This is a genomic window from Agathobacter sp. LCP21S3_B2, from assembly GCF_052118705.1.
In the GTDB taxonomy this organism is placed as follows: domain Bacteria; phylum Bacillota; class Clostridia; order Lachnospirales; family Lachnospiraceae; genus Roseburia.
Window position 1 is genome coordinate 115,630 of record NZ_JBQKGQ010000001.1, and the last position, 26,210, is coordinate 141,839.

At 41.6% G+C, this 26,210-nt stretch carries 30 protein-coding genes; 29 read left to right on the top strand and 1 reads right to left on the bottom strand.

What is annotated here, in order from left to right; all coding sequences use genetic code 11:
* Positions 1 to 2 precede the first annotated feature (2 nt).
* The 28 genes from gmk (at position 3) to rsfS (ending at position 24,850) form a co-directional block, all read left to right on the top strand.
* Positions 3 to 662 (top strand): guanylate kinase, encoded by a 660-nt coding sequence (gene gmk, locus ACTQ1L_RS00565; protein ID WP_441365070.1) that lies wholly within the window; start codon positions 3 to 5, stop codon positions 660 to 662.
* 1 nt (position 663) lies between these two features.
* Positions 664 to 924, top strand: a complete 261-nt coding sequence (rpoZ, locus tag ACTQ1L_RS00570) for a DNA-directed RNA polymerase subunit omega (RefSeq protein WP_321111696.1) — start codon at positions 664 to 666, stop codon at positions 922 to 924.
* 66 nt (positions 925 to 990) lie between these two features.
* Entirely contained in the window at positions 991 to 2,316 is a 1,326-nt protein-coding gene (rimO, locus tag ACTQ1L_RS00575; protein WP_321111697.1) for a 30S ribosomal protein S12 methylthiotransferase RimO, read from the top strand.
* Positions 2,313 to 2,861 carry a CDP-diacylglycerol--glycerol-3-phosphate 3-phosphatidyltransferase gene (gene pgsA, locus ACTQ1L_RS00580; protein ID WP_118191034.1) on the top strand — a complete coding sequence of 183 codons (549 nt, stop codon included), beginning with the start codon at positions 2,313 to 2,315 and terminating at the stop codon, positions 2,859 to 2,861. The genes rimO and pgsA overlap by 4 nt, the downstream gene beginning before the upstream one ends.
* Positions 2,862 to 2,881: 20 nt before the next feature.
* Positions 2,882 to 3,433, top strand: coding sequence for a 16S rRNA (guanine(966)-N(2))-methyltransferase RsmD (gene rsmD, locus ACTQ1L_RS00585; protein ID WP_441365071.1), 552 nt, complete (start codon positions 2,882 to 2,884; stop codon positions 3,431 to 3,433).
* A 10-nt stretch (positions 3,434 to 3,443) separates the two neighbouring features.
* Positions 3,444 to 3,929 carry a pantetheine-phosphate adenylyltransferase gene (gene coaD / locus ACTQ1L_RS00590; protein ID WP_321111699.1) on the top strand — a complete coding sequence of 162 codons (486 nt, stop codon included), beginning with the start codon at positions 3,444 to 3,446 and terminating at the stop codon, positions 3,927 to 3,929.
* A 14-nt stretch (positions 3,930 to 3,943) separates the two neighbouring features.
* Positions 3,944 to 4,630 carry an ATPase gene (locus ACTQ1L_RS00595; RefSeq protein ID WP_441365072.1) on the top strand — a complete coding sequence of 229 codons (687 nt, stop codon included), beginning with the start codon at positions 3,944 to 3,946 and terminating at the stop codon, positions 4,628 to 4,630.
* A 952-nt stretch (positions 4,631 to 5,582) separates the two neighbouring features.
* Positions 5,583 to 7,148: a tetratricopeptide repeat-containing diguanylate cyclase gene (locus ACTQ1L_RS00600; RefSeq protein ID WP_441365073.1), complete on the top strand. Its 1,566-nt coding sequence runs from the start codon at positions 5,583 to 5,585 to the stop codon at positions 7,146 to 7,148.
* A complete protein-coding gene (locus ACTQ1L_RS00605; RefSeq protein WP_441365074.1) occupies positions 7,145 to 7,867 on the top strand; it encodes a pseudouridine synthase in 723 nt (240 codons plus the stop codon). The genes ACTQ1L_RS00600 and ACTQ1L_RS00605 overlap by 4 nt, the downstream gene beginning before the upstream one ends.
* A gap of 22 nt (positions 7,868 to 7,889) precedes the next feature.
* Complete coding sequence (locus ACTQ1L_RS00610; protein ID WP_321111703.1) at positions 7,890 to 9,890, top strand: YgiQ family radical SAM protein; 2,001 nt, start codon at positions 7,890 to 7,892, stop codon at positions 9,888 to 9,890.
* A gap of 18 nt (positions 9,891 to 9,908) precedes the next feature.
* Positions 9,909 to 10,883 (top strand): RluA family pseudouridine synthase, encoded by a 975-nt coding sequence (locus ACTQ1L_RS00615; RefSeq protein WP_321111704.1) that lies wholly within the window; start codon positions 9,909 to 9,911, stop codon positions 10,881 to 10,883.
* Between the two features lie 59 nt (positions 10,884 to 10,942).
* On the top strand, positions 10,943 to 11,476 hold the full coding sequence (locus ACTQ1L_RS00620; RefSeq protein WP_441365075.1) for a Holliday junction resolvase RecU: 534 nt from the start codon (positions 10,943 to 10,945) through the stop codon (positions 11,474 to 11,476).
* A 72-nt stretch (positions 11,477 to 11,548) separates the two neighbouring features.
* Complete coding sequence (hisZ, locus tag ACTQ1L_RS00625; RefSeq protein ID WP_321111705.1) at positions 11,549 to 12,739, top strand: ATP phosphoribosyltransferase regulatory subunit; 1,191 nt, start codon at positions 11,549 to 11,551, stop codon at positions 12,737 to 12,739.
* Between the two features lie 3 nt (positions 12,740 to 12,742).
* A complete protein-coding gene (gene hisG, locus ACTQ1L_RS00630) occupies positions 12,743 to 13,390 on the top strand; it encodes an ATP phosphoribosyltransferase (RefSeq protein ID WP_012742528.1) in 648 nt (215 codons plus the stop codon).
* A gap of 42 nt (positions 13,391 to 13,432) precedes the next feature.
* Entirely contained in the window at positions 13,433 to 14,722 is a 1,290-nt protein-coding gene (gene hisD / locus ACTQ1L_RS00635; protein ID WP_441365076.1) for a histidinol dehydrogenase, read from the top strand.
* 15 nt (positions 14,723 to 14,737) lie between these two features.
* Positions 14,738 to 15,328, top strand: a complete 591-nt coding sequence (gene hisB / locus ACTQ1L_RS00640; protein WP_012742530.1) for an imidazoleglycerol-phosphate dehydratase HisB — start codon at positions 14,738 to 14,740, stop codon at positions 15,326 to 15,328.
* A 1-nt stretch (position 15,329) separates the two neighbouring features.
* The gene (hisIE, locus tag ACTQ1L_RS00645; protein WP_331675689.1) at positions 15,330 to 16,613 is read left to right on the top strand and encodes a bifunctional phosphoribosyl-AMP cyclohydrolase/phosphoribosyl-ATP diphosphatase HisIE; all 1,284 of its coding nucleotides are present in this window, start codon (positions 15,330 to 15,332) and stop codon (positions 16,611 to 16,613) included.
* Between the two features lie 34 nt (positions 16,614 to 16,647).
* Positions 16,648 to 18,510: a TIGR03960 family B12-binding radical SAM protein gene (locus ACTQ1L_RS00650; RefSeq protein ID WP_441365077.1), complete on the top strand. Its 1,863-nt coding sequence runs from the start codon at positions 16,648 to 16,650 to the stop codon at positions 18,508 to 18,510.
* A complete protein-coding gene (locus ACTQ1L_RS00655; protein WP_441365078.1) occupies positions 18,500 to 19,219 on the top strand; it encodes a TIGR03936 family radical SAM-associated protein in 720 nt (239 codons plus the stop codon). Before ACTQ1L_RS00650 ends, ACTQ1L_RS00655 begins: the two co-directional genes overlap by 11 nt.
* The gene (locus ACTQ1L_RS00660) at positions 19,219 to 20,424 is read left to right on the top strand and encodes a ribonuclease E/G (RefSeq protein ID WP_441365079.1); all 1,206 of its coding nucleotides are present in this window, start codon (positions 19,219 to 19,221) and stop codon (positions 20,422 to 20,424) included. Before ACTQ1L_RS00655 ends, ACTQ1L_RS00660 begins: the two co-directional genes overlap by 1 nt.
* A gap of 106 nt (positions 20,425 to 20,530) precedes the next feature.
* On the top strand, positions 20,531 to 20,839 hold the full coding sequence (gene rplU / locus ACTQ1L_RS00665; protein ID WP_012742535.1) for a 50S ribosomal protein L21: 309 nt from the start codon (positions 20,531 to 20,533) through the stop codon (positions 20,837 to 20,839).
* Complete coding sequence (locus ACTQ1L_RS00670) at positions 20,839 to 21,168, top strand: ribosomal-processing cysteine protease Prp (protein ID WP_015569232.1); 330 nt, start codon at positions 20,839 to 20,841, stop codon at positions 21,166 to 21,168. Before rplU ends, ACTQ1L_RS00670 begins: the two co-directional genes overlap by 1 nt.
* 3 nt (positions 21,169 to 21,171) lie before the next feature.
* On the top strand, positions 21,172 to 21,459 hold the full coding sequence (gene rpmA / locus ACTQ1L_RS00675) for a 50S ribosomal protein L27 (protein WP_012742537.1): 288 nt from the start codon (positions 21,172 to 21,174) through the stop codon (positions 21,457 to 21,459).
* Positions 21,460 to 21,684: 225 nt separating this feature from the next.
* Complete coding sequence (obgE, locus tag ACTQ1L_RS00680; protein ID WP_015569230.1) at positions 21,685 to 22,968, top strand: GTPase ObgE; 1,284 nt, start codon at positions 21,685 to 21,687, stop codon at positions 22,966 to 22,968.
* Positions 22,969 to 22,982: 14 nt separating this feature from the next.
* Positions 22,983 to 23,279: a ribosome assembly RNA-binding protein YhbY gene (gene yhbY, locus ACTQ1L_RS00685; RefSeq protein ID WP_012742539.1), complete on the top strand. Its 297-nt coding sequence runs from the start codon at positions 22,983 to 22,985 to the stop codon at positions 23,277 to 23,279.
* 3 nt (positions 23,280 to 23,282) lie between these two features.
* On the top strand, positions 23,283 to 23,909 hold the full coding sequence (nadD, locus tag ACTQ1L_RS00690) for a nicotinate-nucleotide adenylyltransferase (protein WP_321111709.1): 627 nt from the start codon (positions 23,283 to 23,285) through the stop codon (positions 23,907 to 23,909).
* A gap of 6 nt (positions 23,910 to 23,915) precedes the next feature.
* Positions 23,916 to 24,497 carry a bis(5'-nucleosyl)-tetraphosphatase (symmetrical) YqeK gene (yqeK, locus tag ACTQ1L_RS00695; RefSeq protein WP_173848506.1) on the top strand — a complete coding sequence of 194 codons (582 nt, stop codon included), beginning with the start codon at positions 23,916 to 23,918 and terminating at the stop codon, positions 24,495 to 24,497.
* A 5-nt stretch (positions 24,498 to 24,502) separates the two neighbouring features.
* On the top strand, positions 24,503 to 24,850 hold the full coding sequence (gene rsfS, locus ACTQ1L_RS00700) for a ribosome silencing factor (RefSeq protein WP_012742542.1): 348 nt from the start codon (positions 24,503 to 24,505) through the stop codon (positions 24,848 to 24,850).
* Positions 24,851 to 24,958: 108 nt separating this feature from the next.
* Here the strand turns inward: rsfS and lexA are convergent, their stop codons facing one another.
* The gene (gene lexA, locus ACTQ1L_RS00705) at positions 24,959 to 25,573 is read right to left on the bottom strand and encodes a transcriptional repressor LexA (protein ID WP_321111710.1); all 615 of its coding nucleotides are present in this window, start codon (positions 25,571 to 25,573) and stop codon (positions 24,959 to 24,961) included.
* 244 nt (positions 25,574 to 25,817) lie between these two features.
* On the opposite strand from lexA, the gene ACTQ1L_RS00710 reads away from it, so the two are divergent.
* Entirely contained in the window at positions 25,818 to 26,141 is a 324-nt protein-coding gene (locus ACTQ1L_RS00710; protein ID WP_041254041.1) for a LysM peptidoglycan-binding domain-containing protein, read from the top strand.
* Positions 26,142 to 26,210 lie beyond the last annotated feature (69 nt).

The window sequence follows — 26,210 nt, forward strand, 5'->3', positions numbered from 1 at the left end:
TGATGAGTAACACAGGAAAATTAGTTGTTTTTTCAGGCTTTTCGGGCTCCGGAAAGGGTACTATCATGAAGGAGCTTATGGCAAAGCATGGTGATGATTATGCACTGAGCGTATCAGCCACGACCAGAGGTCCAAGGCCGGGTGAGGAGCATGGCAGAGAGTATTTTTTTATCTCAGAGGAAGAATTTGAACAGATGATAAAGGCAGATGGACTGCTTGAGTATGCCAGGTATGTAGATCATTACTACGGCACACCAAAGTCATATGTCAATGAGCAGCTTAGCGCCGGAAAGAATGTGATTCTTGAGATAGAAATCCAGGGAGCTTTAAAGATAAAGAAGCAGTTTCCTGATACGGTGCTTATGTTTGTGTCAGCGCCGAGTGCAGATGAACTTAAGGACCGGCTTGTAGGAAGAGGCACAGAGACAAAAGAGGTCTGTGCACAGAGACTTTCAAGAGCATATGAGGAGTCTTTAGGCATAGAGAAATATGATTATTTAGTGGTAAATGATAGGCTTGACGATTGTGTAGAGCTTGTGAATGACATCATCCACAGCTCTGACGACACAAAAAAGAATCAGGATTATCTGGTATCATCAAATATAGATTTTATAAATAAAATGAGAAAAGAGCTTTTAAGCTTTTCGAAAGGAGATAAATAATATGATACATCCATCGTATGTAGAGTTAATGAAGGTAGTAAATAACAATGTAGAGATAGGTGAAGAGCCGGTAGTAAACAGCCGTTATTCTATCGTTATTGCTGCAGCAAAGCGTGCACGCCAGATTATTGATGGTGCAGAACCACTTATCGCACGCCCTAAGTGCAATAAGTCATTATCTATTGCTGTAGAGGAGCTGTACACGGGAGCTGTCAGAATCGTCTCAGATGATGAGGATTTAGACGAAGGCGAAGAGGCTTAATCTAGGAGGGGAAAGGCTGTTTTGTCTTTCCCTTTTAATTGTAAATACTTACATTTGAGAGGTACTATGAAATTATTATTTATTTCGCTTGGATGCGATAAAAACCTTGTGGATTCAGAGTATATGATAGGCATGCTTGCAAATGACGGCATTGAGATGACCGATGATGAGACGCAGGCTGATATCATTATCGTAAACAGCTGCTGCTTCATAGGTGATGCAAAGGAGGAGAGTATCAATACAATTCTCGAGATGGCTCAGTATAAGGAGACAGGCAAATGCAAATCACTTATTGTGACAGGCTGTCTGGCACAAAGATACAAGGATGAGATTTTTAAGGAAATCCCAGAGGTTGATGCCATACTTGGCACCAATTCATATGATACTATAGTTGAAGCTGTCCATGAGACACTTGAAAAACACAGATACAGCAATCTGCACACCTTAGAGGGACTTCCCAGCATAAAGACAAAGCGTATTGTCACCACAGGAGGGCATTTTGCTTACCTTAAGATAGCTGAGGGGTGCAATAAAAACTGTACCTACTGTGTCATTCCATCTGTCAGAGGCCGTTACAGAAGTGTGCCGATGGAGGATTTGATTGAGCAGGCGAAGAGCCTTGTGGAGCAGGGAGCAAAAGAGCTTATACTTGTTGCCCAGGAGACCACACTTTACGGAGTGGATTTGTATGGTGAGAAGTCACTTCATAAGCTTTTAGATGAGCTCAACAAGATAAGCGGGCTGTTCTGGATAAGGATTATGTACTGCTATCCCGAGGAGATATACGATGAGCTTATAGAGTCCATGATAAAGGATGAGAAGGTATGCCATTATCTGGATATGCCAATCCAGCACTGCAATGACGATATTTTAAGGCGCATGGGCAGAAAAACAACAAAGGCTGAGCTTATGGAGCGTATCAGAATGCTGCGTGAGAGAATACCTGATATCACATTAAGAACCACACTCATATGTGGCTTCCCGGGTGAGACACAGGATAATCACGAGGAACTTATGAAGTTTGTAAATGATATGGAGTTTGACCGTCTGGGAGCCTTTACGTATTCTCCGGAGGAGGGCACAAAGGCAGCTGCAATGCCTGACCAGATAGATGAGGATATAAAGGCTGAATGGCAGGCTGATGTCATGGAGCTTGAGGAAGAGGTCATTTTTGATAAAAATGAGACACTAAAGGGTAAAGAATTATATGTTTTCATAGAGGGCAAGGTGGCTGATGAAAATGCTTATATCGGACGTACATACAGAGATGCACCGAATGTTGACGGATATATATTCATCAACACTGATGAGACACTTATGACCGGCGATATATGCAAGGTTATGGTGACCGGTGCGTATGAATATGATTTGATAGGAGAACTTGTAAAATGAATTTACCAAACAAACTTACAATCTTAAGAGTGATACTTATTCCGTTTTTTGTATTTTTCCTTATTTCACCGTTTTTTGACGGATACGGAAATTATATAGCACTTGCGATATTTATCATTGCAAGTCTGACCGATATGGCTGACGGAAAAATTGCAAGAAAATACAATCTTGTTACCAATTTCGGTAAATTTATGGATCCGCTTGCAGACAAGCTGCTTGTATGCTCTGCAATGATATGCCTTGTTGATTTAAAGCTCATCCCTGTATGGGTTGTGCTTATTATCATTGCAAGAGAGTTTATCATAAGCGGTTTCAGACTCGTTGCATCAGACAATGGAATTGTCATTGCAGCAAGCTACTGGGGAAAGTTTAAGACAACCTTCCAGATGCTTATGGTTATTGTTATTATTTTTAATATCAATCTACAGCTTGGCTGGTTAAATATCCTTGGAACACTCCTCATATATGTGGCACTTGTGCTCACAGTTGTTTCACTTATTGACTATATCGCAAAGAACAAGGATGTTTTAAAGGACCAGAAATAGACTATAACAGGGAGAAAAGTATGAGAATAATAGCAGGAACGGCGAGAAGCCTCCCTCTAAAGACTATTGAGGGAAAAGATACAAGACCGACTACTGACAAGACGAAGGAGACACTTTTTAATGTCATGCAGTTTGATGTTCCCGGAGCATATTTTTTAGATCTGTTTGCCGGAAGCGGACAGATAGGACTTGAAGCGTTAAGCCGCGGTGCAGCTTATGCTGTATTTGTGGAGAATTCAAGAAAAGCTGCTTCATGCATCGAGGACAATATCTATTTTACAAAGTTTGATAAGGTCTCAAAGCTTATGATGACAGATGCTGTCACGGCAGTACGTACTCTTGAGGGCAAATACAAATTTGATATCGTGTTTATGGATCCGCCATACAATAAGGAGCTTGAAAAGGAAGTGCTTATTGCACTTTCTGACAGTGACATTCTTAAAGATGATACGCTTATTGTGGTTGAGGCTTCAAACGATACTGATTTTGATTATCTCACAGAACTTGGCTATGAGATAGTCAAAGAAAAAATCTATAAGACAAACAAGCATGTTTTCATAAAGCGTGCATAGGAGATACAATATGAAGGTAGGAATTTATCCGGGAAGCTTTGATCCGGTGACATTTGGACACCTGGATATAATAGAGCGTTCAGCCAAGATAGTGGACGAGCTGGTTGTCGGAGTACTCAATAATAGTGCAAAAAACTCGTTGTTTTCTTTGGAAGAACGTGTTAGTATGATAAAGGAAATGACAGCACATATACCAAACGTCAGGGTAGGGTGCTTCGAAGGACTTTTAGTTGACTACATGAAGGAAATCAATGCAACAATCATAATAAGAGGATTGCGTGCAGTGACAGATTTTGAGTATGAGCTGCAGATTGCACAGGCTAACGGAGTGCAGAATTCGGAAATAGAGACGGTTTTTCTCACCTCGAGCCTCAATTATTCATATTTGAGTTCTACAATTGTCAAGGAATTTGCATCATACGGAGGGGATATATCAAAGTTCGTACCTGAACAGTTCATTGATAGAATTTATGCTAAATACAATATTACCAGGTAAGGAGACAGTATTTCATGAGCAGTAAAATGGAACAGATTATTGAAGAAATCGAAGATTATATTGATGGCTGCAAGCCGTCACCTATTTCAAGAAACAAGATCCTTGTCAATCGTGAGCAGTTAGAGGAGCTGCTTTCTGAGCTTCGGACAAAGACGCCTGAGGAGGTCAAGAGATATCAGAAGATTATCAGCAATAAGGAGGCTATCCTTGCTGATGCACAGGCGAAGGCTGATCAGATAATCGCGCAGGCACAGATCCAGACAAATGAGCTTGTCAGTGAGCATCAGATTATGCAGCAGGCATATGAACAGGCCAATGAAGTAGTATCGATTGCCACAAAGCAGGCACAGGAGATTCTTGACAATGCCACAAACGAGGCCAATAACCTCAGGATGAGTGCTATGGCATATACAGACAGCCAGCTTAAGAGCATTGAGGATATACTTACGGGATCCATAGAGGCATCAAAGACAAATTATGAGAGCCTGATTAATTCATTACAGCATTTTGAGGATGTTGTCGCATCAAACAGGGCAGAGCTATTCCCACCGGAAGAGGATAAGGCAGCGGAGCCTGAGACAGAGGACAATGAACCTTTGACACAGGAAACATATGAGACCAAGGAAGCCGAGGAGAATACTGACTCTGATATTGAGATTACAAATATTTCAGGCTCTGATTCAGATGAGGATACGAAATAGTATAATAAATATCAGGCATGAAAACAGGCTCATTATGGATTTGAGCAATATATATTTTTTCAGGTTATAGTGTTGGCTCTGAAAAATTGATTTTGTCTGAACAATGCATGACATACCGCCAAATGACAACAGAAAGATACATAGCAATATTGACAGAGTATGCGGTAATGGCAGTTCACAGATTATATCTATACCGTTTGTTGCCTCTAAAATAGAGCTCATTATGTCGATAAATACAGGCTTTTGAATAATAGCTTTATCTGCTATGATCTGTGGCATGCGTGCGATTATAGAGAATAATACAATATATCCACAGAGTTTTATGAGGGTTTCAAATCCTCTCATTATTCCGGCATCAACGATTTGCATGTTAAGCTTAAATCCTTGAGCCGGAATTTTTTGTGTTAAGCAATCTTCATCTCTTAAGGAGTTAAAAAACAAAATTATTATGCCCGCCGCTGAGGGCAGATAAAGAGATACAAGATATATGCTATAGTGGTTATGTATACCTAACTGCTCTGAAAGGGCATATGTTATGATAAAGGGCAGGCTGAAGTGATTTGAGAATGCACTTAGGATTTCAATGTATTTGGTGTTGATGTATCCATGGGCAGAAAAATCAGATGTTAGCTTTGCACCGATTGGAAAGCCGAAGATCAGCCCTATTAGGTATGTAAGTAGCAGGATATATTTATTAGGAACAGACTGCAGCACATTTGTAGATATAATCAGATTAGACAAAATCGTAAATATAAAAAGAAGCGGAAATATCTGGTTGAACCATAGCAGGACACCGGCTTTGGCGCACGCACTCACCTGTGCGGGAAATGATATGTAATAAAAGCAAAACAACAGGATAAAACCTGTAAAGATATATTTTTTTGACCTATTTTTATTCATATAACAATATATTCGCAAAGTTATGAAAATATGAACAAGGAGCGATGTCAAAATGAAAGATGCCAGAGATGATTTATTAGTAAAAATAAAAGATAACAGATTTAAAGATATAGATTTGCAATTGGAATTATGCGACAGATTATATGATTTAGCAAGTGGTAATGGTAACAAAAAGGTTATGGGAGAGGCTTTGTTTTATAAGGGAGAGGCTTTAGTCATGACTGAACCGGATAAGGCGGAGAAATATATCAATTCATGTATCCGGCTATTGGAGGATACAGACTATGAACTGATAGCCAGAGCTTACAATATACTTGGAATTATAACAGATAACAGAGACGACCTTTCAAATTCTCTTGATTTTTATCTTAAATGCTTTCAGATATGTGAGGAACATAATTTAAATCATGTTAAGGGATTGTGTGCCTGCAACATAGGTGTTATATTTCAAATGCTTGAATTATATGAGAAATCGAGTGGGTATTTTAAATCGGCATTAGAATGTTTTAAAAAGGACGATGAATCAGAAGACACTTATATGAATATAGTCACTGTAAATCTCAATCTTTTTATTGATTATTTTAACATGAGAGATCTAGAAAACATGAAAGAGTGTTTTGAGTATATTGTGGTAAACAGGAAATACCTTGAGACACAGTTTTCGGTTGAGCTTTTCAAGGCTGAGATGATGTATATAGCGGGAAATACTGATAAATTGGACGAGACACTTGAAAAGGCTGTTGAAGAATCAAAGGAACAGCAGCTTGTCATGGAGTTCCTCGACAGTTATGTTCTGTTATGTGATTTCTTGTATAAATTAAAAAAATACGATATTCTCCTGGAAGAGCTTGATCTCATTGAAAATCAGATGACAGATTCGTCTTTTCCTCGTATCAGAATAAAGCTGATTAAATATAGGCTTACGTGTATTGGTGAGAAGGCAGATTTTGATGAATATAAAAAATGGACAAAAGAGTATATAAAAACATACGAATTAATTACCTATAATTATCATCAGTCAATTGTCAATTCAATCCAACTGCGGATGTATATTGAGGTACTCAAGGATTCAGAACAGGTTTATGAGAATATGGCTATGAAAGATGGTCTTACAAAATTATATAACAGGTATGGTCTTAAAAAAAGTGCAAAGAGAATGATTGATGAGGCATCCGAAAAAGGTCAGATGATAGGTGTTGCTATTATTGATATTGATTATTTTAAACAGGTTAATGATTATTACGGCCATTCATATGGAGATGAATGTCTTAAGTCGGTTGCCGAAATTTTAAGAAAGTGTTGTCCTTTAAAGCCTGATGAACAGACCCAAAAAATGATTCTTTCGAGATATGGTGGAGATGAATTTGTTGTTATTATACAGGATGTCAGACCAAATGATATGGAAGAGTATTCATCCAATGTAAAAAAAGCGGTCATTGAAAAAAATATGCAGTCTGAAAAGTCTCCTGTGGCAGATATTGTTACTCTTTCACAGGGAATGGTATGCAGACAGGTACGAAAAGAGGATGAATTAGAAATTCTCATAAATGAAGCCGACAAAATTTTGTATGATGTAAAAGAAAATGGCAGAAATGGATATAAAATAAAAACAATATGATTCGATTAGATAAATTTTTATCAGAGATGGGGCTTGGCACACGCTCTGAGGTGAAAAAGCTTATAAAGACAGGGCAGATAGCTGTAAATGGCACGGTAGCAGTAAAGCCTGAGACAAAGATAGATACTGATGCCGACGAGGCGTCGGTTAACGGCAGAATAGTTAAGTATCAAAAGTATGAGTATTATCTGTTCAATAAGCCATCAGGCTGTGTTTCTGCGACAAAGGATAATGTGCACAAGACGGTCATGGACTATATCACGGATGCGGTGCATGATGATCTGTTTCCTGTCGGAAGGCTTGATATAGACACGGAGGGGCTTTTACTTATCACAAATGATGGCGCGCTTTCGCACGAGCTCTTAAGCCCTTCAAAGCATGTAGCAAAGACTTACTTTGCACGTATTGATGGTGAAGTGACACAGGATGATATCATAAGCTTTAAAGAGGGCATTGATATAGGCGAGGAAAGGCTTACGAAGCCTGCAGAGCTTGTCATTAAAAAAAGCGGCAGTGTATCCGAGATTGAGCTTACGATAACAGAGGGAAAATTCCATCAGGTCAAGCGGATGTTTGAGGCGCTTGGAAAAAGGGTAATCTATTTAAAGAGAATATCCATGGGACCGCTTAAGCTGCCTGATGACCTTAAAACAGGGACTTACAGAGCTTTGACACAGGCTGAAACGGATGCGCTTATGCAGATAAATTCCGGCAAATAAATTTTTAAGTATGAGGTATGATATGAGTAATGGTTTTTTACCGATTTCAAAACAGGATATGATAGATCAGGGCATTGAGCAGCTTGATTTTGTGTATGTCTGCGGTGATGCATATGTGGATCATCCGTCCTTTGGACATGCAATAATCGCAAGACTGCTGCAGGCACATGGCTATACGGTCGGCATTATTTCACAGCCCGATTGGAAGGATGATGAGTCTATATCAATACTCGGAGTGCCGCGTCTTGGTTTTTTGGTATCAGCAGGCAATATGGACTCCATGGTAAACCATTATTCGGTTTCAAAGAAAAGAAGAGCAAAGGATTCATTTACACCGGGTGGAGTGATGGGAAAGAGACCTGATTATGCGACCGTTGTGTACTGTAACCTGATACGCCATACTTATAAAAAAATCCCTATCATAATAGGCGGCATCGAGGCGAGCCTTAGGCGCATGGCACATTATGATTATTGGTCAAATAAGGTCAAGCGCTCGATTCTTCTGGATTCCGGTGCGGATATCATCTCATATGGCATGGGAGAAAGAAGCATCATCGAGATAGCGGATGCGCTTGCCAGTGGTATGGATGTAAAGGATATTACGTTTATAGATGGCACAGTTTTCAAGACGAAGGACAGGGATATCATATATGATGCGATTGAGCTTCCTGACTATGACGTTATAAAAGAGGACAAGAGGGAGTTTGCAAGAAGCTTTTACATACAGTACTGCAATACTGATCCTTTCTGCGCAAAGAGGCTCGTAGAGCCATATGACAACTCTACGCTTGTGGTGCAGAATCCACCGCAGAAGCCGTTGTCGCAGGAGGAGATGGATGAGGTATATGCACTTCCTTATATGAGGACTTATCACCCAAGCTACGAGGAGGCAGGCGGAGTGCCTGCGATAAGCGAGGTGAAGTTTTCTCTTATCAGCAACAGAGGCTGCTTTGGAGGCTGTAATTTCTGTGCATTGACCTTCCATCAGGGCAGGATAATCCAGACAAGAAGTCATGAGTCAATCATAGAAGAGGCAAAGCTTATCACGCAGGATAAGGACTTTAAGGGCTATATCCATGATGTTGGAGGCCCTACAGCCAATTTCAGGCAGCCGGCATGTAAAAAGCAGCTCACAAGGGGAGCGTGCCCTACAAAGCAGTGTCTGTTTCCTAAGCCGTGCAATAACCTGATTGTTGACCACAGCGACTATATACAGCTGCTTAGAGAGCTTCGTGCACTGCCAAAGGTAAAAAAGGTGTTTATCCGCTCAGGCATCAGGTTTGACTATCTGATGTATGACAAAGACAAGACGTTTCTTCGTGAGCTGTGCGAGTATCATGTCAGTGGACAGCTTAAGGTGGCTCCGGAACACATCTCCAATGCTGTTTTGAGCAGGCTTGGAAAGCCGAGTGTAGAGGTGTACAACAGCTTTGTGAAGGCATACAAGGATATGAACAAAAAGATAGGTAAGGAGCAGTATCTTGTGCCGTATCTCATGTCATCACACCCGGGCTCAACACTTAAAGAGGCAATAGAGCTTGCAGAGTATCTGCGAGATCTGGGATATATGCCGGAGCAGGTGCAGGATTTCTATCCGACACCGTCTACCATCTCTACATGCATGTACTATACAGGACTTGACCCGGCAACACTTAAGCCAGTGTATGTCACAACTAACCCACATGAGAAGGCTATGCAGAGGGCGCTCATCCAGTACCGCAATCCAAAGAACTATGATCTCGTGCACGAGGCACTTGTGAAGGCCGGCAGGGAGGACTTAATCGGATTTGACAAAAAGTGCCTGATAAAGCCCAGGAAAATGCATACTGATGGCGGCTGGGACAGAAAACGTTCCAAGTCTGATAAAAATTCAAACAGCAGCTATGGCAGTGGCAAGAATGCAGGCGTAAGGAAAAACCTGAAAAATGCAACAGAGCGAGGGAAAAACGGAAGCGGAAGTAACACCGCAGGCACAGCGCACAAAAAGAAAACAATCAGAAACGTCCACAAGAAGAAAAGATAGATATACAAGATAAAGGTTATGAAAGAATTTAAAGCAGGTAAAAACGAGGCAGGCCAGAGGCTTGACAAATACCTTAAAAAGATACTTCCAAACGCATCCATGGGCTTTATATACAAGATGCTTAGGAAGAAGAACATAAAACTGAATGATAAGAAAGCGTCAGGCACAGAAATTGTGTCAGTTGACGACAAAATCAAGATTTTTCTGTCAGATGATACATTTGCTAAGTTTTCCGTCAATGAGGACAGACTGATGAAGGATTTTAAGGCACTTGGTGCACTAAAGCCGGACGGACTTGGTGTGGTATATGAGGATGATGACATACTGGCCGCAAACAAGCCAGTCAATATGTTGTCGCAGAAATCAAAGGAGACTGATATTTCTGCAAACGAAAGGCTTATCGGATATCTGATAAAAGAGGGAAAGCTTGGTTTTGACACATATAAGAGCTTTAAGCCATCGGTGTGCAACCGCCTGGACAGAAACACATCGGGGCTGATTCTGATGGGTAAATCGCTTCATGGACTGCAGTACCTGTCACAGGTGCTTAAGGACAGAACCGCAGAAAAGTATTATATGGCGCTTGTTGCAGGAGAGGTTGATGAGCCTATGACCATAGAGGGCTTTCTGACAAAGGATGAGAGCGAAAACAAGGTACAGATAACCAAGGAACCAATAAGTGATGAATCACTGCCAGTAAAGACTGCTTACAGGCCTCTTAAGACAATTGAGATGAGTGCTTCGTGCCATAAAGCAACTCTTCTTGAGGTGCATCTCATTACCGGAAGAAGCCATCAGATCAGGGCACATCTTTCATCTATCGGACACCCAATCATAGGTGATATGAAGTATGGGGATAAAAGGATTAATGCTTTTTACAAAGAAAATTATCATGTGACCAGCCAGCTTTTGCATGCGCACCATGTGATTTTGCCTGATGGCAGATATATAGAGGCGGCTTTGCCCGACATATGGAGCAGGGTGGGGCTTTAATCCCGTCATTATTTACTTTACGTCGCATAGCTTACAGTATTAAGGAAGATAGAAACGATATGGCAACCTGGAATTCAAGAGGCTTAAGAGGCTCGACCTTAGAGGATATGATAAACAAGACAAATGAAAAATACAGGGAGAACGGCCTGGCGCTCATACAAAAGATTCCCACTCCGATTACACCTATAAAGATGGAGCCGGAAACCAGACACATTACACTGGCTTATTTCGAGCAGAAGAGTACGGTCGACTATATTGGTGCTGTACAGGGAATCCCGGTATGCTTTGATGCAAAGGAATGTAATACCGACACGTTTCCCCTTGCCAATATACATGAGCATCAGGTAGAGTTTATGAGATGCTTTGAAAAACAGGATGGTGTTGCATTTATCCTTATATCGTACACAAACAGGAACGAATACTATTATCTCACGTTTAAAAAGCTGACAGAATTCTGGGATAGAGCTGCAGAGGGCGGCAGAAAGAGCTTCCGCTATGAGGAGCTTGAGCCGGCATTTTTCCTTCCGGAGGTGCCCGGAATACTTGTGCCGTATCTGAACACACTTCAGCTTGACTTAAATTGCAGGGCTTGACAGTATTACTATCGTATGGTAGCATATTACCACGATAACACTTTACTACATGAAAGCGAGATTCTACATATTATGGAAAATCAATTATTACACACTCCGGACGGAGTAAGAGACATATATAACGGAGAATGCAAAAAAAAGCTGTATTTGCAGGATAAGCTGCATCGTACACTTTTAAAATACGGATATCATGATATCATGACACCTACGTTTGAGTTTTTTAATATTTTTGGAAGCGATGTCGGAACAACCCCTTCAAAGGATTTATACAAGTTTTTTGACAAGGAGGGCAATACGCTTGTTCTTCGTCCTGATTTCACACCTTCTATTGCAAGAAGTGCGGCTAAGTACTATATAGAGGACGATATGCCTGTCAAGCTGTGTTATCTTGGCAATACTTTTATCAATTCATCGGATTATCAGGGCAGGCTCAAGGAAAGCACACAGTGCGGTGCAGAGCTGATAGGTGATGGCTCTATCTCTGCAGATGCCGAGATACTTTCGATGACAGTTGAGTCGATGCTTGAGAGCGGACTTAAGAATTTCCAGATTTCAGTCGGACATTCGCAGTTCTTTTACGGTCTCACAAAGGCAGCAGGGCTGTCAGGGGAGCAGGAGGAAAACCTAAGAGAGCTCATAGCAAATAAGAATTTCTTCGGTGTGGAGGAGTTTGTTGACAGTCTTTCAATGAACGACAAGCTAAGGAAGCTGTTTGGACTATTAGACAATTTCGATTTACAGGATGAGCAGCTTATGGAGGCTTTAAAGCTTGCGAAGGGATATGATGAGATATTATCATCTATTGATAGTCTGCTTAAGCTTCGAGAATACTTAAAGGCATATGGCATCGAGAAATATATTTCGTATGAGCTTGGACTTATCAGTGACTACACATATTACACAGGTATCATTTTCCAGGGCTACACATATGGTACAGGAGAACCTATTGTAAAGGGAGGCCGTTATGACAAGCTGCTTTCACACTTTGGAAAGGACGCTGCGGCAATCGGCTTTGCAATTGTTGTGGATCAGCTCATGGCAGCATTAAGCCGTCAGGATATTGATGTGCCTGTTATTGAGAATTCCTCACTTATAGTATTTGAGGAGGCTGCATACCATGCGGCAATCAAGCGCTCTATGGAGCTTCGAAGAGATGGAGTAAATATACAGATGGTGCTTAAGGACAAAAATAAAACGAAAGAGGACTATGCTTCATATGCGGTAGACAACCGTATAAACAGAGTAGAGTTTATAGAGGAATAAAAGATGAGTGATGACAGATATTTAACCTTTGCCCTGGGAAAGGGCAGACTTGCAAAGAAGACCCTGCAGCTTTTTGAGCAGATAGGCATCACCTGTGAGGAGATGAAGGATCCGGATACAAGAAAGCTGATTTTCGTAAATGAGGAGCTTAAGCTTAGATTTTTCCTGGCAAAGGGACCTGATGTGCCTACATACGTGGAGTATGGCGCTGCCGATATTGGTGTGGTAGGAAAGGATACCATCCTCGAGGAGGGCAGAAATATATACGAGGTGCTGGATTTAGGCTTTGGAAAATGCCGCATGTGCATATGCGGACCGGAGAGCGCAAGGGAGCTTTTGCAGCATCATGAGCAGATAAGAGTTGCCACCAAGTATCCTCATATCGCAAAGGATTATTTCTACAATAAAAAGCATCAGACGGTAGAGATTATAAAGTTAAACGGCTCAATAGAGCTTGCTCCGATTGTTGGACTGTCAGAGGTGATTTGTGATATAGTAGAGACCGGAACTACACTTAAGGAGAACGGACTTACCGTGCTTGAGGAGGTCTGTCCGCTGTCTGCGAGGGTTGTGGTAAACCAGGTCAGCATGAAGATGGACAATGAGCGTATCACAAAGCTCATAAGTGATTTGAAGACTGTTATCAAATAGCGTATAATTTATATGAATACATGATTTTAGACGGAGGCTGTAATGAGAACTTTAAAACTTACAAAGGATTCACAGAAGAACATATTGGAGAGCCTGCTTAAGAGAAGCCCTAACAACTATACAGAGTATGAGAGCACAGTAAATGAGATTATAAACAATGTAAAGGAAAACCGTGACAAGGCTGTTTTTGAATACACAAAGAAATTTGATAAAGCGGATGTGGATGCATCAAATATCCGTGTCACAGAGGAAGAAATAAAGGAAGCATATGAGCTGGTTGATGAGAAGCTTCTTGCCGTTATAAAAAAGGCTCTTGTAAATATCAGAAAATATCATGAGAAGCAGCTGCCGAACTCATGGTTTACAACAGAGGACGGCATCATTTTAGGACAGAAGGTCACACCTATAGCAAAGGCAGGAGTATATGTACCGGGCGGCAAGGCTGTCTATCCTTCATCTGTACTGATGAACGTGCTTCCTGCAAAGGTAGCAGGCGTTGAAAAGATAGTTATGTGTACACCATGTGGAGCTGACGGCAAGGTATATCCTTCCACACTTGTAGCCGCAAACGAGGCCGGAGTAGATGAAATCTACAAGGTAGGCGGTGCACAGGCTATCGCTGCAATGGCATTTGGTACAGAGAGTGTGCCAAAGGTAGACAAGATTGTTGGACCTGGAAATATCTTTGTTGCTCTTGCCAAAAAGGCTGTGTTTGGATATGTCAGCATTGATTCAATCGCAGGACCTAGCGAGATTTTGGTGCTTGCAGATGAGACTGCAAATCCACGCTATGTGGCAGCAGATTTACTTTCACAGGCCGAGCATGATGAGATGGCATCAGCTATCTTGATCACAACAAGTGAGGAGCTTGCAAAGAAAGTATCAGAGGAAGTTGATAAGTTTGTTGAGGTCCTCTCAAGAAAAGAAATCATTGAGAAATCTCTTGAAAACTACGGATATATACTTGTTGCAGAGGATATGGATGAGGCAATTGATGCAGTAAACGATATCGCTTCAGAGCATATGGAGATTGTCACAAGAGATCCTTTCTCAGTCATGACAAAAATCAAAAATGCAGGAGCAATCTTTATTGGAGAGTACTCATCAGAGCCTTTGGGAGACTATTTTGCAGGACCAAACCATGTTCTGCCTACAAACGGAACAGCAAAATTCTTCTCAGCCTTATCTGTAGATGACTTTATCAAAAAGTCAAGCATCATCTCATATTCAAGAGAAGCACTTGAGAGAATACATACAGATATTGAGCAGTTTGCAGAGTGTGAGAAGCTTACGGCACATGCAAATTCAATCAAGGTTAGATTTGAGAATTAGTCAAAGGAGTAAGAAATGGCAGATAGATGCGCTAAGCTTAGCAGAAAAACAAAAGAGACTGATATTTCGGTCGGTTTAAATATAGACGGAACCGGAAAATCAAATATAGACACAGGCATAGGCTTCTTTAACCATATGCTGGAGGGCTTTTCAAAGCATGGTTTTTTTGACCTCGATATGACATGCGACGGTGACTTAAATGTGGACTGTCATCATACTATAGAGGACTGCGGCATAGTGCTTGGCAATGCCATAGCACAGGCTGTCGGAGACAAAAAGGGCATAAAGAGATTTGGAAGCTTTATTTTACCGATGGATGAGGTGCTTGTACTATGTGCCATTGATTTGTCAGGCAGACCGTACCTGCAGTTTGACGGCGAGTTTACCTGCGAGAGAGTCGGAGATATGGATACAGAGATGGTGAGAGAGTTTTTCTACGCTGTTTCTTACTCTGCTGCGATGAACCTGCATATAAAGGTTTTGACACCGGGAAATAATCATCATATGATAGAAGCTATGTTTAAGGCATTTGCCAAGGCGCTTGACGATGCCTGCACCTATGATAGCAGAATAAAGGACGTGATGTCCACGAAAGGAAGTTTGTAATTTGATTGGTTTTAAGAACATCGTTGCTACACTGTATTTAAAGAACGGCCAGGCCGTGAAATCAGCGTCAGATATGACAGTAATGGGCGACGTCTACAATCTGTGTCAGCTCTACAATGACAGTGGCATAGACAAGATTATTATTTTTGATCTTTCAACTGATGATGACGAGCATGAGAAAAACATACATACGATAGAAAATATCAACAGAAATATCGACATAAAGGTGTGCGCAGGAGGCAATATCAACCGCATAGAGGACGTGAAAAAGCTGCTGTATGCAGGCTGTTTACAGGTCATCTTCAATGCCACAAAGGATTCAAGCCTTGAGCTTGCAAATGCAGCAAGCGAGAAGTTTGGCAAGGATAAAATTCTTTTGTCAATCAGCAATGTAGACTATATTTTCAAGCATCAGGAGGAGATAGAGGATACCTTTCATGAGCTTTTGGTCTTGAATATAGATATAATAGATGCGCTTGAGAATCTCACATCCACACCGTATGTGGTCTATATGCCACAGTTTGACATGGATAAAATAATTGATGTCATGAAGCGTGAAACACTAAGAGGCATTGCCGGAGAGTTTATCAATGATCCTGAAAATGATATCATGGCGTTAAAGACAAAGCTTTCTGACGAAGGAATACTTGTTGATAATTTTACTCCCGACTTAAAATGGTCTGATTTAAAGCTTAATTCTGACGGCATGGTGCCTGTCATAGTGCAGGATTACCGCAATGAGCAGGTGCTCATGCTTGCCTATATGAATGAGGAGGCCTTCAATGTCACGATAAACAGCGGACGCATGACCTACTGGAGCAGAAGCCGCAATGAGCTTTGGACCAAAGGACTTACATCAGGACATTTACAGTACGTAAAGTCTTTGACAGCGGACTGTGATTATGATACTATCCTTGCGAAGGTTTCGCAGGTGGGAGCTGCATGTCACACAGGTAACAGGACCTGCTTTTTCAATAATATCGTGAAAAAGGAGTATGTGGAGAAGAATCCACTTACAGTGCTTGAATCAGTCTATGCGGTGATAGTTGACCGTATGAAGAATCCAAAGGAGGACTCGTACACCAATGCTGTCATGGAAAAGGGCATAGATGAGATATTAAAAAAGCTCGGACACGAGTGCACTGAGATTATTCTGGCAGCCAAAAATCCGGACAGTGATGATTTGAAGTTTGAGATATCGGACTTTATGTACCACTGCATGATTCTTATGGCTCAGAAAAATATCACATGGGCAGAAATCGCAGGGGAGCTGGCACAGCGATAGCCTTAAAACACAATAATTATTTAGAGGAAATTATATGAGAAAACTAGCTTTAAGTGATGAGATACTTATGAAGGTAGACAAACCGGCTAGATATATCGGGAATGAGTTCAACTCAGTAATGAAAGACACATCGCAGGTAAATATACGTTTTGCGATGTGTTTTCCTGATGTTTATGAGATTGGTATGTCACATCTGGGAATCCAGATATTATATGATATGTTCAACCGCATGGATGACGTGTGGTGCGAGAGAGTTTATTCTCCGTGGCCTGATCTGCATGAAATCATGAAGCAGGAGAATATACCGCTTTTCGGACTTGAGTCTCAGGAGCCTATAAAGGACTTTGACTTTGTAGCCATGACTCTGCAGTACGAGATGTGCTACACGAATATTTTGCAGATACTTGACCTCGCACAGATACCGCTTCGTTCAAGGGACAGAGCGGAAGGATGCCCTATTGTGATTGCAGGCGGTCCTTGTACCTACAATCCGGAGCCGATTGCAGACTTCTTTGATATATTTTATATCGGAGAGGGAGAGACACAGTATGGCAATCTCTTTGAGCTTTATAAGAAGGCAAAGGCTGATGGTCTTTCAAGGGAAGAGTTTTTACATGAGGCTGCAAAGATTGAGGGGCTTTATGTACCTGCTTTGTATGAGGTGGAGTACAATGAGGATGGAACAATTTGCTGTATGAAGCCTAAGTATGATGATATTCCTGTAAAGATAAAAAAACAGGTGCAGGTAGATTTAACGAACTCAACTTACCCGGAGGCACCGGTTGTGCCTTTTATCAAGGCTACGCAGGATAGAATGGTGCTTGAAATACAGCGTGGATGTATAAGAGGCTGTCGTTTCTGTCAGGCCGGTATGATTTACCGCCCAAACCGTGAGAAAAAGGTTGACCACCTAAAGGACGTTGCAGCGGCTCTTATCAAAAATACAGGACACGAGGAGATTTCTTTAAGCTCCTTAAGCTCATCCGACTACAAGGAGCTTGACGAGCTCATCACATTTTTGCTTGATATCTGCAAGGAAAAGAAGATAAATATCTCCCTGCCTTCACTCAGAATTGATGCGTTTTCGCTCGATATCATGCAGAAGGTGCAGGATGTGAAAAAAAGCAGTCTGACCTTTGCACCTGAGGCCGGTACACAGCGCCTTAGAAATGTCATTAACAAGGGACTTACCGTGGATGATATCATGAACGGCTCAAGACAGGCATTTGAGGGCGGCTGGAACAAGGTGAAGTTTTATTTCATGCTCGGTCTGCCTACAGAGACAGAGGAAGATATGAGGGGCATTCCTGAGCTTGCAAACGATGTTGCGGCATTATACTATGATACCGTTCCAAAGGAAAAGAGAGCCGGAAAATGCCAGATTACGATAAGTACATCATTTTTCGTGCCAAAGCCGTTTACACCATTCCAGTGGGCGAGAATGTATGAGCCTTCTGAGTACCTGGGCAGAGCCAAAATAGTAAATGACCATGTCAAGGAGCAGCTCAACAGAAAGAGCATCAGATACAACTGGCATGAGGCATACGTCACTGTGATTGAGGGTATACTGGCAAGAGGCGACAGAAGGCTTTGTGATGCGATAGTAAAGGTATACGAAAAGGGCGGATATTATGATGCCTGGACAGAGTATTTTGACTATGACAGATGGATTGATTCGATAAAGGAATGCGGGCTGGATCCTGATTTCTACACGATGAGAGAAAGGCCTTTAGATGAAATATTCCCATGGGATTTTATCGATATAGGTGTGACAAAGCAGTTTATGATAAGAGAGTGGGAGACAGCCCATAAGGAGACAGTCACTCCTAACTGCCGCATGAGGTGCTCTGCCTGCGGTGCAAAGAGCTATGGAGGAGGTGTCTGCTATGAAAATTAGGGTGAAGTTTAAAAAATGGGGCTGCATGAAGTTTATAGGACATCTCGATATGATGAGATACTTCCAGAAGGCGGTCAGAAGGGCAGATATTGATATCCGCTACTCAGAGGGGTATTCTGCTCACCAGATTATGTCGTTTGCGGCTCCGCTTGGAGTGGGCATTACAAGTGATGGTGAGTACTTTGACATAGATGTAAATACAACAGAATCTACAGAAAAAAGCATAGCGGCTTTAAATGCCCAGATGGTGGACGGAGTAGAGGTGACAGGCTATGTGCTTTTACCGGATGATGCAAAGAAGGCTATGTCGCTTGTTTCGGCTGCAGACTATGTGCTTAGCTTCAAGGATGGCTATGAGAGCCCATACACCATAGAGGAGTGGAAGGAAGCGATAGATAAGCACTTTTTTGACGAGCCATCCTTTGTTGTGATGAAAAATACTAAAAAGAGTGAGAGAGAGGTAGATATAAAGCCTCTTGTATACAAGCTTACAGTCATGGAAAATAACAAAAAGCCTGAGTTTTTCATGCAGGTATCAACAGGAAGCATTGACAATATAAAGCCTGAGTTTGTGCTTCACGCCATATACGAAAAGTGTGGACTTGATTATAATCCGCTTGCCATACAAATCCACAGGCAGGAAGTGTATGCAAGAAAAGACGATGGAACACTTATTTGTCTGCTTGACATGGGAGAAGAAATCTCATAATGAACAGAATTATTCTGACTAAAACAGTAAAAAATAATAAGACCTACACAGTGTATGCACTGATGGACGAAAACGGAAATTATAAGGATTTCCAGCTCCTTCCCGAGAAGGATACGATAATAAACAATATATACGTGGCAAGGGTAAATAAGATACTGCCGGGCATAAATGCGGCGTTTGTGACCATTGCGCAGAATAAAAGCTGTTATCTGTCGCTAAATGATGCAAAAAATCCTGTATACACAAACAAAAAATCAAAAAAAGAAGGATTGTGTGAGGGCGATGAGATACTTGTGCAGGTCATAAAGGATGCGCTAAAGACAAAGGATCCGGTGGTCACAACAAAGCTTTCTATATTCGGAAGCAATGTGATTCTCACCAATTTTGATACACAGATAGGTGTTTCATCGAAGCTGGATAAGGAAAGGGCGGCTCTTTTACGTAAGGCTGTGCTTTCAAAGTGTGCAGACCACGAAAAAGAGGGCTATGGCATCATAGTCAGAACCAATGCCAAAAATGTGGAGGATAAAGCGGTTTCGCAAGATGCATATTCGGTAGCACAGAAATACAATCAGATAATAAAAAAGGCTCCGCATCAGGCGCTCTATTCATGCGTATATCATGGGATGAGCGACTATCTGCTTTTAATGAAGACAATTGATTTTGCCACGGTGGAGTGGATAAAGACTGACTGCGATGACATATATGACAGTATTCTTACAGAGTACGGCATATATGACCATGCTCCTGAAAAGATAATGAGATATGACGATTCGGCTATCAGCCTGTCAACACTCTATGGCATAAGAGGGCTGATTGATAATCTGACCTCGCGCAGGGTATGGCTGGACTGTGGTGGCAACATCATAATAGAACAGCTTGAGACACTTACCTTTATAGATGTTAACAGTGCAAAGAATATATCGTCGGGGAGCAATAGCATATTAAAGACCAATATGGAGGCCGCAAAGGAGATAGCCAGGCAGCTTCGGCTCAGAAATATCTCCGGCATGATAATAATTGATTTCATTAATATGAAGTCTGAGGCATCAAAGGATACGCTTATTGAAGCGCTCAAACGGTATATAAAGGACGATAATACAGTCTGTACCTTTGTGGATATCACGAAGCTTGGACTGGTGGAGCTGACAAGAAAAAAGGTCCACAAATCTCTTAAACAAATTTTAGAAAAAACACTTGACTAATAGATGGCTCTATGCTAATATACTGAAGTATGCCGCACAGTGAGGTATAAGTTTGCGACTTTCGCAACACCGTAACTGGCGAGTAATGATAAATAGGAGGTGCCATATGTACGCAATTATAGCAACAGGTGGTAAGCAGTACAAAGTATCTGAAGGCGATATCATTACCATTGAGAAGCTTGGCGTTGAAGCTGGTGAGAAGGTTACTTTTGATCAGGTTTTAGTTGTAGGCGGAGATGATCTCAAGGTTGGAGATCCAACAGTTGCAGGTGCAACAGTTGAGGCTTCTGTAGTTAAAGAGGGCAGAGCTAAAAAGGTTATCGTTTACAAGTACAAGAGAAAAACCGGATATCACAAAAAGAACGGACACAGACAGGCTTTCACACAGGTTAAGATTGAAAAAATTAACGGATAATGATAGCTATAACCGTTTATCAGAATTCAAAAGGACATAAGATGGGCTTTAAGTCAAAGGGACATGCAGGTTTTGCGGATTCCGGTTATGATATAATCTGTGCCGGGGTTTCAGCGCTGGTGATTAACTTCATCAATTCCGCTGAAGAGCTGTGTCATGCTGAGTACAGCCTTGATACAGACGAAGAGACAGGTATGATTGACTACAGACTTGACAAGCCGGCAACAGGTGATGTTGCACTGCTTATGGATTCCATGATTCTGGGACTAAAAGGAATACAAAGAGACTATGGGAATGAGTACATCATTCTAGACTTCAAGGAGGTGTAAGACATGTTGAATATGAACCTTCAGTTTTTTGCTCATAAAAAGGGAGTTGGTTCTACAAAGAACGGACGTGACTCTGAGTCTAAGAGATTAGGCGCTAAGAGAGCAGACGGACAATTCGTAAAAGCTGGTAATATTCTTTACAGACAGCGTGGTACAAAGATTCACCCTGGTACAAACGTTGGTATCGGTGGAGATGATACATTATATGCTAAGGTTGATGGCGTATTAAGATTTGAGAGAGTTGGAAGAGATAAGAAACAGGCTTCCGTATATCCAGTAGTGAACGAATAAGATTTAAACCCCGACTTTTATTAGCCGGGGTTTTTATGTTGTAAATTAGCAGCATGTAGTAATCTGATTAATCATAAATGAGGGGCAAAATACCTTTTGACCCCCATATCATTTTATTATTACTATTTCTTATATAGATATAGTATAACAGATGTAGCATAGTAATGATTTGTCATAAAGTATACTGAGTGTTTTATGCAGACATTCAGCATGAGGTGGAAAATTATGTTTGCAGATCGTGCAAAAATTATCATAAAATCAGGAAAAGGCGGAGATGGTCATGTATCATTCCGCCGTGAAAAATACGTGCCGAACGGTGGTCCGGACGGCGGTGACGGTGGAAAGGGCGGAGACGTTATATTCCTCGTGGATAAGGGAATCAACACCCTGACAGATTATCGTCACAGAAGAAAGTTTGCAGCAGAGCCCGGACAGGAGGGCGGCAAAAAGAACTGCCACGGAAAGAATGGTGAGGATCTTATACTTAAGGTGCCGGAGGGGACACTTATAAAGGATGCAGCAAGCGGAAAGGTCATAGCTGATATGTCCGGTGACAATACAAGGCAGGTGATTCTGCGCGGAGGAAAAGGCGGTCAGGGCAACCAACACTATGCCACATCCACCATGCAGGCTCCTAAATATGCACAGCCGGGACAGGATGCAATAGAAATTGAGGTACAGCTTGAGCTAAAGGTGATAGCGGATGTAGGGCTTGTAGGCTTTCCAAACGTAGGAAAATCAACACTTCTGTCACGAGTTACCAATGCACAGCCAAAGATTGCCAACTATCATTTCACCACATTACAGCCAAATCTTGGTGTGGTTGATATGGATGAGGGCTTTGGTTTCGTAATCGCTGATATCCCGGGACTTATCGAGGGAGCATCAGAGGGCATAGGACTCGGTCATGAGTTTTTGCGTCATATAGAGCGTACCAAGGTGATGATACACATGGTTGATGCTGCCGGTACTGAAGGCCGTGATCCGGTTGCTGACATCAAGGCGATAAACAAGGAGCTTGAAGCATACAATCCACAGCTTCTCAAAAAGCCACAGGTCATTGCAGCCAACAAAATAGATGCCATAGCAGGAGACGAGAATGAGGTGATTTCAGCCTTAAGAGCCGAATTTGAGCCACAGGGCATAAAGGTATTCCCGATATCCGCAGTAAGCGGTAAGGGCCTCAAGGAGCTTTTGTACGAGGTAAAGAACCTGCTTGCAAATTGTCCTAAAGAGGTTACTGTATATGAGCCGGAGATTGATCCTGCACTTTCATTCTTTAAGGATGAGCCCTACGCGGTTGAGGTGGCAGCCGATGGTGCATATGAGATATCAGGTCCAAAGATTGAGAAAATGCTCGGATACACAAATATGGACTCAGAGAAGGGCTTTGCCTTCTTCCAGAGATTCTTGCGTGAGCAGGGTATCATCAAGGAGCTTGAAAATATGGGCATCGAGGATGGAGATACTGTCCGCATGTATGATTTCGAGTTTGATTATTACAAGTAAGGAGAAGAGTATATATGAATTTATCAAGTAAACAGCGTGCATATTTAAGCAGCCTTGCAAGCACAATTAACCCTATTTTCAATATTGGAAAGGCATCGCTTACTCCGGAAATCATCGAGGCTCTTGATGCAGCACTTGAAAAGAGGGAGCTGATCAAGGTTGCAGTTCTTAAAAACTGCATAGATGATCCAAGAGAGATTGCAAGTGTAATCGGTGAGAGAACACACTCTGCAGTGGTTAAGGTAATAGGCAAAAAAATGATTTTTTACCGTCCTGCGAAGAAAAATCCAAAGATTAAGCTTCCGGAATAAGCCATGAAAACAGGGATTTTTGGTGGGGCATTTGACCCGATACACAAAGGTCATATATACATGGCACAAAAGGCGATGGAAGAGTATTCTCTTGACAGGATTCTGCTTGTTCCGTCAGGTCACTCGCCGAACAAGACTGAGAATGCAATGACAGCATTTAGTCACCGGTACAATATGTGTAAGCTGGCATCAGAAGCAGTGCCCGGCATTGAGGTGTCTGATATTGAGATAAAGGATGAGTCCACCAGCTATACATATGTGACACTCCAAAAGCTAAAGGCGCTTTATCCGGAGGATGAACTGTATTTCATCATGGGTGGAGATTCGCTTGACTATTTTGAAACATGGATGAGACCTGATGTCATAGCCCGGACAGCAATTATTCTTGTTATGGTGAGGGAAAATTTTCCAAAGCAGCAGATGGAGGAAAAGATTGCTCATATCAAAAATCTGTTTCCTGCTGATATAAGACTTTTGAGCTGTGACAGGATAGATGTGTCGTCTACGCAGGTCAGGAGCTTGTTACGTGCCAAGTCGCAGGCAGACGGGTATAGGAGTCCTAAAGGAGCGGAAATGTTTCTGGATGCTGCAGTTATGTCATATATACAGGCTAATAATTTATACAGGTGATAGAGTATGGAAGTAAAAGAAATAAAGAAAAAGCTAAAGAAGAGCCTTGATAAACAAAGGTATCAGCATACGCTCGGAGTGATGTATACTGCCGGCTGTCTTGCCATGGCAAACGGCTATTCGATAGAAAAGGCAATGCTTGCAGGCCTGCTTCATGACTGTGCCAAGTGTCTTTCGACTGAAAAGAAAATCGGACTCTGTGTAAAGAAAAATATAGACATAACAGAGGTAGAGATATCAAACCCGGGGCTGTTACATGCAAAGGCAGGCATGGTGCTGGCTGAGGAAGAGTATGGCATTAAGGATGCGCAGATACTGCATGCCATAAGAGTGCATACTACAGGAGAAGCAGATATGGGGCTCCTTGACAAAATACTCTTTGTGGCAGATTATATTGAGCCAAACAGATGTGAAGCACCTAGGCTTGAAGAGATAAGAAAGCTTGCCTTTTGTGATCTCAACAGGACTGTTGCAGAGATATTGTATGATACAATCAATTTTCTTAATACAAAGAGTGGGGCAATAGATCCGACTACCCAGATTACTTACAATTATTATGCAAAATACAGAGACAACAGGGAGGAATAACTGCTATGCAGACAATCGATTTAGTTAAAAAGATAGTGGAAGCACTTGAAGACAAAAAGGCAGAGGATATCACAGTTCTCGACATAGGAGAGGTTTCTTCTATAGCAGACTATTTTATCATTGCAAACGGAAACAATGCAAATCAGCTTACAGCCATGGAGGATGCTGTGGATGAGGCTATGTATACAAACGGAGTGCATCAGAAGCAGGTAGAGGGAACAGGCAACTCTACATGGATTCTCATGGACTATCAGGATATTATTGTGCATCTGTTCTCTAAAGAAGACAGACAGTTCTATGATCTCGACAGAATATGGAGAGATGGAAAAGTGGTGGATGTACATTCACTGTAGTATTCATTCTATGATTAAGGAATTATAAATCGAAACAGGTAATTTAAAATATCGCACCCATATGCTGTGCTGTTTAGCATGGCATATGGGTGCGATATTTTTGCTATATTAGAAGAACCGGAATACTCCAAACACTTTGCCAAGTATTTCGCATTCAGGAACTATGATTGGATCCATTGTGTCATTCTCCGGCTGGAGGCGAATGTGACCATTCTCTTTATAGTAGGTCTTTACGGTAGCGGAATCATCTATAAGTGCTACAACCATGTCTCCGTTTGAAGCATAACTCTGCTGCTCGACGAGGATATTATCACCGTCGAAGATACCGGCATTAATCATGCTCTCGCCCTTGACTTTAAGCATAAATGACTGCTTATTTGGCATATATTCAGCAGGAACGGGAAAATAGGTTTCGATATTTTCCACTGCGAGTATCGGCTCACCTGCAGCTACACGACCGACCAGAGGGACATTAACCATCTCGCGGCGCTGTAAACCAAAGCTGTCATCTATAATTTCTATAGCCCTGTTTTTGGCAGGATCTCTTCTTATGTAGCCCTTTCGCTCCAGTGTCTCGAGATGAGCATGGACGCTGGATGTGGACTTTAAATGTACACCTTCGCAGATATCACGCACTGATGGCGGATAGCCCCTGTTTAAAATCTCACTCTTGATAAACTCCAGTATCTCTTTCTGCTTGTCTGAAATCTTTTCTAATGCCATAGTCAAATCCTCCGTCTGAATATTAAAATAATATAATGATATGGGGAAAAAGGAATTTTGCACCCCATGAATGATTGTAAAAATAAAAATTATATCTCAGAAAAAGTATATCATAAAACCCAAGCAAACGCAAACATATATTCCGAAATTTTGTTCGTTTTTCTATTGACAAACGATTGTTCGAGATGTATTATGTAACCACAATAACAACAAACACATGTTCGGAAATACAAGAGGTGGTTTTATGAGAGGAAATACTTTATCAGGTAGAAGAAAAATGTTTGGATGGACTGCTGTTGCATTTATAGCAGCTGTCATTATATTGTGTGGCACTATTCATATTTTTGCCAGTTCCGGTGACAGCAGGCCTTATAACAAGTATTATACCAGCGTCAGGGTTGAGGAGGGTGACACTGTCTGGAGCATTGCCGATAGATATATTGCCGACAGTCAGGTGAGCAAAAGAGATTATGTAGATGAGATCTGCAGGCTCAATAGCCTTACAGATGGCAATGTTCGTAGTGGCGATTATATAGTTGTTTCATATTATTCACAGGACATAAAGTGATGCAATCTTGCTAAAATTTCCTGTTTCTTATATAATATAGGTCAGATGCAGCGAAGTAGACTATATCGT

Bases quoted from the DNA above. Each gene is read 5' to 3' on its own strand.
- gmk (WP_441365070.1), top strand. From the start codon at position 3: ATGAGTAACACAGGAAAATTAGTTGTTTTTTCAGGCTTTTCGGGCTCC.
- rpoZ (WP_321111696.1), top strand. From the start codon at position 664: ATGATACATCCATCGTATGTAGAGTTAATGAAGGTAGTAAATAACAAT.
- rimO (WP_321111697.1), top strand. From the start codon at position 991: ATGAAATTATTATTTATTTCGCTTGGATGCGATAAAAACCTTGTGGAT.
- pgsA (WP_118191034.1), top strand. From the start codon at position 2,313: ATGAATTTACCAAACAAACTTACAATCTTAAGAGTGATACTTATTCCG.
- rsmD (WP_441365071.1), top strand. From the start codon at position 2,882: ATGAGAATAATAGCAGGAACGGCGAGAAGCCTCCCTCTAAAGACTATT.
- coaD (WP_321111699.1), top strand. From the start codon at position 3,444: ATGAAGGTAGGAATTTATCCGGGAAGCTTTGATCCGGTGACATTTGGA.
- ACTQ1L_RS00595 (WP_441365072.1), top strand. From the start codon at position 3,944: ATGAGCAGTAAAATGGAACAGATTATTGAAGAAATCGAAGATTATATT.
- ACTQ1L_RS00600 (WP_441365073.1), top strand. From the start codon at position 5,583: ATGAAAGATGCCAGAGATGATTTATTAGTAAAAATAAAAGATAACAGA.
- ACTQ1L_RS00605 (WP_441365074.1), top strand. From the start codon at position 7,145: ATGATTCGATTAGATAAATTTTTATCAGAGATGGGGCTTGGCACACGC.
- ACTQ1L_RS00610 (WP_321111703.1), top strand. From the start codon at position 7,890: ATGAGTAATGGTTTTTTACCGATTTCAAAACAGGATATGATAGATCAG.
- ACTQ1L_RS00615 (WP_321111704.1), top strand. From the start codon at position 9,909: ATGAAAGAATTTAAAGCAGGTAAAAACGAGGCAGGCCAGAGGCTTGAC.
- ACTQ1L_RS00620 (WP_441365075.1), top strand. From the start codon at position 10,943: ATGGCAACCTGGAATTCAAGAGGCTTAAGAGGCTCGACCTTAGAGGAT.
- hisZ (WP_321111705.1), top strand. From the start codon at position 11,549: ATGGAAAATCAATTATTACACACTCCGGACGGAGTAAGAGACATATAT.
- hisG (WP_012742528.1), top strand. From the start codon at position 12,743: ATGAGTGATGACAGATATTTAACCTTTGCCCTGGGAAAGGGCAGACTT.
- hisD (WP_441365076.1), top strand. From the start codon at position 13,433: ATGAGAACTTTAAAACTTACAAAGGATTCACAGAAGAACATATTGGAG.
- hisB (WP_012742530.1), top strand. From the start codon at position 14,738: ATGGCAGATAGATGCGCTAAGCTTAGCAGAAAAACAAAAGAGACTGAT.
- ACTQ1L_RS00650 (WP_441365077.1), top strand. From the start codon at position 16,648: ATGAGAAAACTAGCTTTAAGTGATGAGATACTTATGAAGGTAGACAAA.
- ACTQ1L_RS00655 (WP_441365078.1), top strand. From the start codon at position 18,500: ATGAAAATTAGGGTGAAGTTTAAAAAATGGGGCTGCATGAAGTTTATA.
- ACTQ1L_RS00660 (WP_441365079.1), top strand. From the start codon at position 19,219: ATGAACAGAATTATTCTGACTAAAACAGTAAAAAATAATAAGACCTAC.
- rplU (WP_012742535.1), top strand. From the start codon at position 20,531: ATGTACGCAATTATAGCAACAGGTGGTAAGCAGTACAAAGTATCTGAA.
- ACTQ1L_RS00670 (WP_015569232.1), top strand. From the start codon at position 20,839: ATGATAGCTATAACCGTTTATCAGAATTCAAAAGGACATAAGATGGGC.
- rpmA (WP_012742537.1), top strand. From the start codon at position 21,172: ATGTTGAATATGAACCTTCAGTTTTTTGCTCATAAAAAGGGAGTTGGT.
- obgE (WP_015569230.1), top strand. From the start codon at position 21,685: ATGTTTGCAGATCGTGCAAAAATTATCATAAAATCAGGAAAAGGCGGA.
- yhbY (WP_012742539.1), top strand. From the start codon at position 22,983: ATGAATTTATCAAGTAAACAGCGTGCATATTTAAGCAGCCTTGCAAGC.
- nadD (WP_321111709.1), top strand. From the start codon at position 23,283: ATGAAAACAGGGATTTTTGGTGGGGCATTTGACCCGATACACAAAGGT.
- yqeK (WP_173848506.1), top strand. From the start codon at position 23,916: ATGGAAGTAAAAGAAATAAAGAAAAAGCTAAAGAAGAGCCTTGATAAA.
- rsfS (WP_012742542.1), top strand. From the start codon at position 24,503: ATGCAGACAATCGATTTAGTTAAAAAGATAGTGGAAGCACTTGAAGAC.
- lexA (WP_321111710.1), bottom strand. From the start codon at position 25,573: ATGGCATTAGAAAAGATTTCAGACAAGCAGAAAGAGATACTGGAGTTT.
- ACTQ1L_RS00710 (WP_041254041.1), top strand. From the start codon at position 25,818: ATGAGAGGAAATACTTTATCAGGTAGAAGAAAAATGTTTGGATGGACT.